This window comes from Streptomyces ossamyceticus (genome assembly GCF_001418475.1).
In the GTDB taxonomy this organism is placed as follows: domain Bacteria; phylum Actinomycetota; class Actinomycetes; order Streptomycetales; family Streptomycetaceae; genus Streptomyces; species Streptomyces ossamyceticus.
In genome coordinates, this window is the sequence record NZ_LIQX01000257.1 from 1 (window position 1) to 6,125 (window position 6,125).

7 protein-coding genes and 1 pseudogene are annotated in these 6,125 nt (G+C 70.3%); 3 read left to right on the forward strand and 5 right to left on the reverse strand.

Features of this window, described 5'->3' with window-relative positions; all coding sequences use genetic code 11:
* Window positions 1–233: 233 nt before the first annotated feature.
* Window positions 234–1,430: a serine hydrolase domain-containing protein gene (locus AOK15_RS19940; RefSeq protein ID WP_055518743.1), complete on the forward strand. Its 1,197-nt coding sequence runs from the start codon at window positions 234–236 to the stop codon at window positions 1,428–1,430.
* A gap of 69 nt (window positions 1,431–1,499) precedes the next feature.
* Here the strand turns inward: AOK15_RS19940 and AOK15_RS44045 are convergent, their stop codons facing one another.
* The 4 genes from AOK15_RS44045 to AOK15_RS19960 form a co-directional block, all read right to left on the reverse strand.
* Entirely contained in the window at window positions 1,500–1,769 is a 270-nt protein-coding gene (locus tag AOK15_RS44045; protein WP_276206218.1) for a DUF4291 family protein, read from the reverse strand.
* 135 nt (window positions 1,770–1,904) lie between these two features.
* The gene (locus AOK15_RS19950; protein ID WP_055518745.1) at window positions 1,905–2,576 is read right to left on the reverse strand and encodes a hypothetical protein; all 672 of its coding nucleotides are present in this window, start codon (window positions 2,574–2,576) and stop codon (window positions 1,905–1,907) included.
* Between the two features lie 338 nt (window positions 2,577–2,914).
* Window positions 2,915–3,982: a hypothetical protein gene (locus AOK15_RS19955; RefSeq protein WP_055518748.1), complete on the reverse strand. Its 1,068-nt coding sequence runs from the start codon at window positions 3,980–3,982 to the stop codon at window positions 2,915–2,917.
* A gap of 175 nt (window positions 3,983–4,157) precedes the next feature.
* Complete coding sequence (locus AOK15_RS19960) at window positions 4,158–4,535, reverse strand: winged helix-turn-helix transcriptional regulator (RefSeq protein ID WP_205632177.1); 378 nt, start codon at window positions 4,533–4,535, stop codon at window positions 4,158–4,160.
* A 100-nt stretch (window positions 4,536–4,635) separates the two neighbouring features.
* On the opposite strand from AOK15_RS19960, the gene AOK15_RS19965 reads away from it, so the two are divergent.
* Window positions 4,636–5,301, forward strand: coding sequence for an NADPH-dependent F420 reductase (locus AOK15_RS19965; RefSeq protein WP_055518752.1), 666 nt, complete (start codon window positions 4,636–4,638; stop codon window positions 5,299–5,301).
* 59 nt (window positions 5,302–5,360) lie between these two features.
* Here the strand turns inward: AOK15_RS19965 and AOK15_RS48835 are convergent.
* Window positions 5,361–5,506 (reverse strand): annotated as a pseudogene (locus AOK15_RS48835) (DUF4291 family protein); the annotation flags it as partial.
* 145 nt (window positions 5,507–5,651) lie between these two features.
* Between AOK15_RS48835 and AOK15_RS19970 the strand changes: the two are divergent.
* On the forward strand, window positions 5,652–6,125 hold a 474-nt coding region (locus tag AOK15_RS19970; protein WP_055518755.1), incomplete at its 3' end, for a nuclear transport factor 2 family protein.

Here is a 6,125-nt window from a genome sequence, read left to right on the forward strand (position 1 = left end):
GAGGAACCTCCGTTCCCACCCGTGAGGTCGTGCGGGAAGCAGCCCGGGCACTCACCCGTACGCGGTAGAACGTGCTTGTGCGCAGTCAACCCTGAGCAGTTCACAACCCCCGGCGGGCCCCGGTAGGGCACCGGGGCCCGTCGATCCGCCGGACAGCGCAAGCTCACGAGCGCACGGCAGCCGGTCCTGCCCATGCTGAGGGGGGCCCGCCCCCTACGCTCCCCGGGACCACCATGCCGCTCACTTCCCGTCCCCGCCCACGTCCTCGCGCCCGTGTCCGTCTGGCGCTCGTCGCCCTGCTCGGCTCGTCCTGTCTCGGCGGCCTCCTCGCCGCTCCGGCGGCGGGTGCCGCTCCCGGCGGCGGGGACGAGCTCGCCCTGCGCCGCCAGCTCGAACAACTGGTCCACGCGCCGGGAGGACCGCCCGGCGTCATCGTCGTCCTCCAGCGCGAACAGCGAACCCGGGTGCTGCGGGCCGGTGCCGCCGACCTGGCGACCGACCGCCCGATCCAGCCCACCGACCACATGCGGATCGCCAGTACGGCCAAGGCGTTCAGCGGTGCCGTCGCCCTCCGTCCTGTGCAGCAGGGTGCCCTCGGTCTCGACGACACGACCGGCCGCCGGCTCCCCCAACTCCCCCGCGCCTGGCGCAAGGTGACCCTCCGGCAGCTGCTGAACCACACCAGTGGGCTGCCCGACTACACCGAGGACCCGGAGTTCCTGGAACTGCTCACCGCGGACCCGCGCCGCACCTTCGACCCGCGACGGCTGCTGGACTTCGTCGCCGACGAACCGCTGCGCTTCCGCCCGGGCTCCCGGTACCGGTACTCCAACTCGGACAACATCGCCGTGGCCCTCATGGCGGAGTCGGCCACCCAGCGGACGTACGAGGATCTGCTGCACCGCCTGGTCAACCGGCCGCTCGGGCTGCGCGACACCAGCCTCCCCCTGGGCTACGAGCTTCCGGAGCCGTACATGCACGGGTACGACGTGCGCCCGCCCGGACCGCCCGAGGACGTCAGCGAGCTGCTCAGCGCATCCGGGGTGTGGGCGTCGGGCGGCATCGTCTCCACCCCGCGCGACCTCACGCGGTTCATCCGCGCCTACGCCGCCGGTGAACTGACGTCCCCGGCCGTACGCGAGGAGCAGCGCCGCTGGATCGAGGGCGCCTCCGAGCCGGCCGGCCCCGGTCGCAACTCGGCGGGCCTGGCCATCTTCCGCTATAGCACCCGCTGCGGGGTCGTACTGGGCCACACCGGGAACTTCCCCGGCTACACGCAGCTGATGGCCGCGACGCCCGACGGGCGGAAGTCGATCACCTTCTCGATCACGACGCAGGTGAACAGGACCACGGACCCCGCCCTGCTGGCGCGGCTGCGCACGATCCAGGAGAACGCGGTCTGCGTCCTCCTCGGCCGCCACCACCGTTGACACCGACGGCCCGCACGGCCCATCCAGCCCGCTCGACCTGTACGGTCCGTCCGGCCCGGCCCGTACGCCTCAGCCGCGCAGATGCGCCGGCATCGTGTCGTCGAGCAGGTACGGCCGCTCCTCGGGCAGCAGCTCCGCCGCCCGTTCCAGCTCACCCGCCCGGACCAGGCCGTGTACCTGCCGGGCGAGCGGGGTCACGTCCTCGATCCCGGCGATCCACTCGTCGGCGTACCGGGCCGCCGCCTCACCCGCCGGCCCCAGCTGCAACGAGCGGTACGGCAGCGGGTTCAGCCGCGGCGAGACCTGCGCCCACCACTTCTCGACCTTCGGCGTCGGCAAGGCGCAGGGTCTGTCAACGTGGCTTGGTGTGTGATCCCGCTTCGTCTTGTCGCTGCCCGCAAGACGCGGATGCCGACAGATTGCAGAGCGTATCGCCGGAGGAGTTCCCACGACTCGATGCACAGGCCGACTCGGTCAGGCTCCGGTGCTAGCGAAGTGGGTGTCGTCCGGCCTGCGTGTCCACAAGGAAAGATCGCTACTCGTCGCCACGGCGACGGTCTGTCCTGAGGGCGAGAAGCCCGCTGTACGGAATGTGGAGTAGTTCGAGTGGAAGATGTGCCACCACTTCTCTCCGTGCGGACCGGCGTGGGGCAGCCCGCCGTCGCCGGACAGTAGGACACGGTGGTTCGGCCAGGCCGGCGTGACGACCTCCAGGGTCCAGCCGTCCCCGGTGGTGGTGTGCAGCCCTCCGCCGAAGAGCCCCGCGATACGCACGCGGCTCCCGGCAATGGGCCCCAGCCCCGGGCAGGACAGATCGGCAACCGCGTCGGGGGTGCTGTCCTCGGGGTCGGGATCGCGGTCCCTGGCGATCTTCTCCCCGGTGACGGCGTCGAAGAGACCATGACCGTCGGAGGATACGACCATCACCAGATCGTGGCCGCTGTCGGGATGCGTCGCGAACCCGATCCCGATCAGTCCGCCGACAGCGACGCCGTATGTGTGCTCGAAGACGGGCCGCCAGGGTTCAGGAGCGGGTACCACGGGGGCCGCGAGAAGCCGGTTCCGCATCGCCTGCTGGTACGCCGAGAGCTCGGGCTCACGCTCCGACTGTTCGACCGGAGCCGCCTTCTTCGTCCATTTCGTCACGGCTCCATGATCCGTCCTTCGGCGGGCTCGCCCAACGGAATTGATGCATCCCGCACTCAAGCCCGTGCCCTTGCAGGCTGTGAACGCGGCTTGATGACCCATGTCAAGCCGCGGTCACAGACCTTTCCGACTGGCACACCTGACGGGATCAAGGCTGGGGACAGCGACCGTTGGGCATTGCGTGTGGAGAACCTCGACCGGGCGGTGTCCATGGATTCCACGATCGTCCACGCTCATCAGCACGCTGCCGGGACCCGAAAAAAGGGACCGCGGCAGGCGAGTCGGCCGACCATGCCACCCACCTGGCCGGCCTCCACGTCGCGGGCATCTTCCTCGGGTCAGCCAGCTGACGCAGGCGAAACGGCCCGGCAGTACGCGTCGCGATATCTGCGTAGTCGGGGGGCGCGTACGGCGGGTAGCCGGACCAGGGTGTCCTCGAAGGCGTGACGGTGGGGCGTCAGCGGGTACCAGGGGCGCGGCGGCAGGGGGTAGTCGTCGCGCAGGACGCCCTCCGGGAGGACCCCGGTCGCGGGCATCGGCGAGGTCTCGCCCGGGTGGGCGAGGTACGCCCAGACCCCGCTGTCCAGCGGCACCACAGCCGCCTCGTCGCCTGGCGGACGCCAGGGCGCCCCCGTGAGGGGATGGCGGGGGACGAGCAGGACGTCGGGACGGGGCCGGGGCAGGCGGATCCCCGGGCCGGCCAGCCCCACGGACCGGGCCCCGGGCCCGGCGGGGAGATACCGGCCGACGGCGTGGCCGAGCAGCTCGGCGACGGGACCGACGGGAAGGTTCACCGGGCGGTCCTCTGTGACCGCCACCAGATGGGCCAGTGCGACTCCGACCGCCGCCTCCCAGCGACGGCTCCACGACCCGTCGGGTTCGACGGGAGGGACGCGATGCTCAGCACGTTCCAGATCGTCCCAGTCGGGAGGCGGACCGGCCGAGAGCTCCGAGGGGCAGCGTACGACCGCGTCGGGCTCAAGCCACACCGTCTGCCACATTCCGCAGTCGTCCATGCGGGTTGCCACGGTCCGCCCGCACCCCTCGCACGCCAGGTTGGGACCGGCCCGGCCATCCACACCCTGGCAATAGCCTTCGCACTTGTCGGGGATCAGGGTCATGGACCGGGAGTCGCCGGGGGCGATGACGATCCTGTTCCGCGCGCCGAAGGAGACGGAGTGCACCGGCGCGAACACGCCCTGCCGAGCAGCCTCGTCCGCTGCGACCTCCTTCCACAACCGCCAGGGCGGTCCGGTGGGCTGGGGGTCGACGGCGTACGTCGCGGGCTCCATCAGCGGGGGGTGGAGTTCCTCCCACGCCCCATGGTGGGTATGGACGGGGAGGGCGACCCGGGACACCGGCGCCGTCAGCTCCGTGCCGCACCCGGCACAGGCGAACACATCCAAACAAGCTCCCCCTCGCCCCGATTCCCCGGGGATTGTGCCTCGCCCGCAGGGGAGAATCCACCGGGTTCTGGAACGACTCGTAGGGCGTGGCTTCGGGACTCGCAGACGCCCGCCGACCCGTCAGCGCAGGACTTGGGTCTGTCGACGCGACTTGATGATCCACGTCAAGCCTCGCTCACAGACCTTTTGCGTCAAGGCTGTCCTGGGCTTCGAGAAGTTCCTCACCGTACTCGATCGCCCAGCGTCCAAGCGCCGCCATCGGGCCCTCCACCAGGCTCTGCCCCAAGCCGGTCAGGGCGTAGTCGACGCGCGGCGGCGCCTCGGCATGCGCGTGGCGCTCGATCAGTCCACCTGCGAGCAGACGATGCAAGGAGTCGGTCAGGACCTTGTCGCTGATGCCACCGATCGCGGCGCGCAGCTCGCGGCGTCGGCGAGGTCCCACGCGAAGTGCCGCCAGAACAACGGGATCCCATGTATGGGCGAAGAGATCGGTGGCCGCGCGCAAACGGCAATCGGCGACCAACTCGTAGCAGTGGGAGTCGTGATCAGTCATCTCGCCGCCCATCATTGCGCGTCTGTCACGCACTGATCGGTGCGTAACGCCCTCCCTAACGTAACCACCCGACCGACCACTGGTGGAGAGGAACAGTCAGATGCGTATCGGGATCCTGGGAACAGGGGCACTGGCGGCGGCCCTGGGTGAGGGCTGGACGCGGGCGGGACATGACGTGGCCATCGGCGGGCGGTCGCGAGGTAAGACGGAGAAGCTCGCAGAGCGGCTGGGCCACAAGGTGCTCGCCGTCACGCCGCGTGAGGCGGTCACCGGGCGCGATGCGGTGCTCCTCGCGGTGTCCTGGGACGGCGTCGAGAACATGCTGGGATCGGTGGGCGCGTCCGACGGCGCGCTCAAGGGAATGCCGTTGATCGATCCCACGAACGCGGTGACGCACGGCGTCGGCACTCTGCTCACCGAACACGGCGAGTCGATGGCAGGGCGGATCGCCGGGCTCGCTCCGGGAGCTCTGGTCGTCAAGGCTTTTCACCTCTTTCCCGCCGGCCAGTGGGCGAGCCCGCCCGCTGGTGGCCAGTCCCGTGTGACGGTGGCGATGTGCGGTGACGATGCGACGGCACTGCACATCGCCGGCGAACTGGTCCGTGACGTCGGCGGGGTCCCGGCGACTCTGGGGACGCTGGATCGCGTCCGCCAACTGGAGGAGGTGGCGGGTTTCGTCATCGGCTTGGCCTTCGCAGGCTTCGACCCCGGCTCCGCCGTCCCTCACATCCCCTCGGATGACAGGCGCAGCAGCTCACAGAGGTAGTCGTGCCTCTTACACGCCCGGTGACACGCCACGGACAAGGTCTGTGAACGCCGCTTGATGACCCACGTCATCCGGTCCGCTTCCAATCGGCCAGGAAGCGGCCGTCGCGGGCGACCGGGCCGCCGACCCCGGGCCGGTAGGCCTGGTAGACGGTGATCGTGTCCGCCGTGTGGCGGGCCCGGACCCGGAATCAGGGCTCGGTCATGTCCTCTGTTCGTTCTCGCTCACTTTCCTTCACGGGAGCAAGATTCGATCACGACAGGCTTCGCGGGCCACCGAATATGGGCCGGTCGTATGTCGTCGGCGCACGCCCCTTGGCGTGTCGCGCCCCCTGCCCCAAGACTGAACCGATGACGCAGCGTGTGGAGCTCGCGACCGTGATGGACCGGCTCGCCGTCGACGGCCTGATCACCGAGTACGCGGTGGCGGTGGACGACGGTGACTGGACGGCGTACCGGGGGCTGTTCGCCCCGGGCGGCCGAGCCGACTACCGCTCGGCGGGCGGTATCGAGGGCGACGCCGCACAGGTCGCCGACTGGCTGGCCCGCAGCATGGAGCTGTTCCCCATGCGCCAACATCTGATCGTCAACCGGCGGGTGCGGTTCGGGTACCTGGAGCACGACACCGGTGACACCGCCGAGGTCCAGGCGGACTACATCAACCCCATGCGCTTCGCCGGTCACGACGGCGGATCCACCGCGCCCGACTTCGTCTGCGGCGGCCGGTACGCGTTCGGCCTGGTCCGCACGGACGACGGATGGCGGCTCAGCGAGGTCGTGGTCCAGGAGAAATGGCGCCGCACCCCCGAGGGCCTCCCCACCGAC